The organism is Pseudoroseomonas cervicalis ATCC 49957, assembly GCF_000164635.1.
Taxonomy (GTDB): domain Bacteria; phylum Pseudomonadota; class Alphaproteobacteria; order Acetobacterales; family Acetobacteraceae; genus Pseudoroseomonas; species Pseudoroseomonas cervicalis.
In genome coordinates, this window is sequence record NZ_GG770801.1 from 1 (window position 1) to 2,024 (window position 2,024).

Sequence of the window (2,024 nt, forward strand, 5' to 3'; positions counted from 1 at the left end):
CCAGCAGCGCGGCGCTGGTCGGGCCGAGGTTGGAGGCGCCGGAGGCGGTGGCGTCGAACCCCTCCGCGCCGGCCGCCGAGGGGCGGGGGTGGAACCATTCCGGCCCCTCGAAGCGCTGGGCGATCAGGTCGGAGCCGACCACGCGCCCCTCGCGCCGGAGGAGCGAGCCGCCGGCCTCGGCCGGGAACAGGGCCCCGGCCAGGCCGGTGAAGCCGAGCGGCACGGCCAGGCCGAGCAGCAGGGTGAAGCCGCCGAGGAAGACCAGGGCGGGGCGCAGCAGGGCGGTCATGGTCAGGCGATCCCGAACAGGGTGAGCAGGAGGTCGATCAGCTTGATGCCGAGGAAGGGCGCGACGAGGCCGCCCAGCCCGAACACCAGCAAATTGCGCCGCAGCAGCGCCGCGCCCCCCAGCGCCGCGTAGCCCACCCCGCGCAGCGCCAGCGGCACCAGCAGGACGATGATCAGCGCGTTGAAGATGACGGCGGAGAGGATCGCGCTCTCCGGGCTGGCCAGCCGCATCACGTTCAGCGCGGCGAGCCCCGGATACTGCGCGACGAAGATCGCCGGCAGGATGGCGAAATACTTCGCCACGTCGTTGGCGATGGAGAAGGTGGTCAGCGCGCCGCGGGTGATCAGCAGCTGCTTGCCGATCTCCACCACCTCGATCAGCTTGGTCGGGTCGCTGTCGAGGTCGACCATGTTGCCGGCCTCGCGCGCCGCCTGGGTGCCGGTCTGCATGGCCAGCCCGACATCGGCCTGCGCCAGGGCGGGGGCGTCGTTGGTGCCGTCGCCCGCCATGGCGACCAGCCTGCCCTCGGCCTGGGCGCGGCGGATGTAGCCCAGCTTGTCCTCCGGCGTCGCCTCGGCCAGGAAGTCATCCACCCCGGCCTCGGCGGCGATGGCGGCGGCGGTCAGGCGGTTGTCGCCGGTCACCATCACGGTGCGGATGCCCATGCGGCGCAGCGCGTCGAAGCGGCCGCGCAGGCCGGGCTTGACGATGTCCTTCAGCGCGATGGCGCCGAGGATGCGCCCATCCCGCGCGACGGTGAGCGGCGTGCCGCCGGCGCGGGCGATGCGCTCCACCGCCTGGCGCAGCGCGTCCGGCGGCGCGGTGCCGAGCGCCCGGGCCAGGCTGTCCACCGCGCCCTTGCGGAAGCGGCCCTGCCCCGGCAGGTCGAGGCCCGAGAGGCGCGTCTGCGCGGTGAAGGGCACCACCACCGCCCCGGGCGGCAGGGTGGCGGTGATGCCGTGCCGCTCGCGCGCGAAGGCGAGGATCGAGCGCCCCTCCGGCGTCTCGTCCGCCAGCGAGGCGAGCACCGCCGCCTCGGCCAGCTCGGCCTCGGCCACGCCCGGCGCCGGGATGAACGCCGCCGCCTGGCGGTTGCCGAGGGTGATGGTGCCGGTCTTGTCGAGCAGCAGCACATCGACATCGCCCGCCGCCTCCACCGCGCGGCCCGAGGTGGCGACGATGTTGAAGCGCGTCAGCCGGTCCATGCCGGCGATGCCGATGGCCGAGAGCAGCCCGCCGATCGTCGTCGGGATCAGCGTCACCAGCAGCGCCGCCAGGACGGGCACCGAGGGCGGCGCGCCGTGCAGGCTGGCCAGCCCCACCACGGTCGCCACCGCCAGCAGGAACACGATGGTCATGCCGGCCAGCAGGATGTCGAGCGCGATCTCGTTCGGCGTCTTCTGCCGCGAGGCGCCTTCCACGAGCGCGATCATGCGGTCCATGAAGCTGTTGCCGGGGGCGGCGGTGACGCGCACCACCAGCCAGTCCGACACCACCAGCGTGCCGCCGGTGACGGCGCTGCGGTCGCCGCCGGATTCGCGGATGACGGGGGCGCTCTCGCCGGTCACCGCCGCCTCGTTCACGCTGGCGATGCCGGCGATCACCTCGCCATCGGCGGGCACCAGGTCGCCGGCCTCGACCAGGACGACATCCTGCTCGCGCAGCTCGGCGGCGTCGCAGGGCTGCCACAGCGCGCGGTCCTCGGGGCGCGGCAGCCGCTTGGCGCGGGCGCTGC

Annotated in this window: 2 protein-coding genes; both read right to left on the bottom strand. The window is 74.5% G+C overall.

Annotated features, from left to right (window positions below; translation table 11 throughout):
• Window positions 1-289, bottom strand: a 289-nt coding sequence (locus tag HMPREF0731_RS19120) for a potassium-transporting ATPase subunit C (RefSeq protein WP_007005855.1), incomplete at its 3' end; no start/stop codon positions are given.
• A 2-nt stretch (window positions 290-291) separates the two neighbouring features.
• Window positions 292-2,024 (bottom strand): potassium-transporting ATPase subunit KdpB (gene kdpB / locus HMPREF0731_RS19125; RefSeq protein ID WP_007005856.1); only part of this gene is annotated, 1,733 nt, incomplete at its 5' end.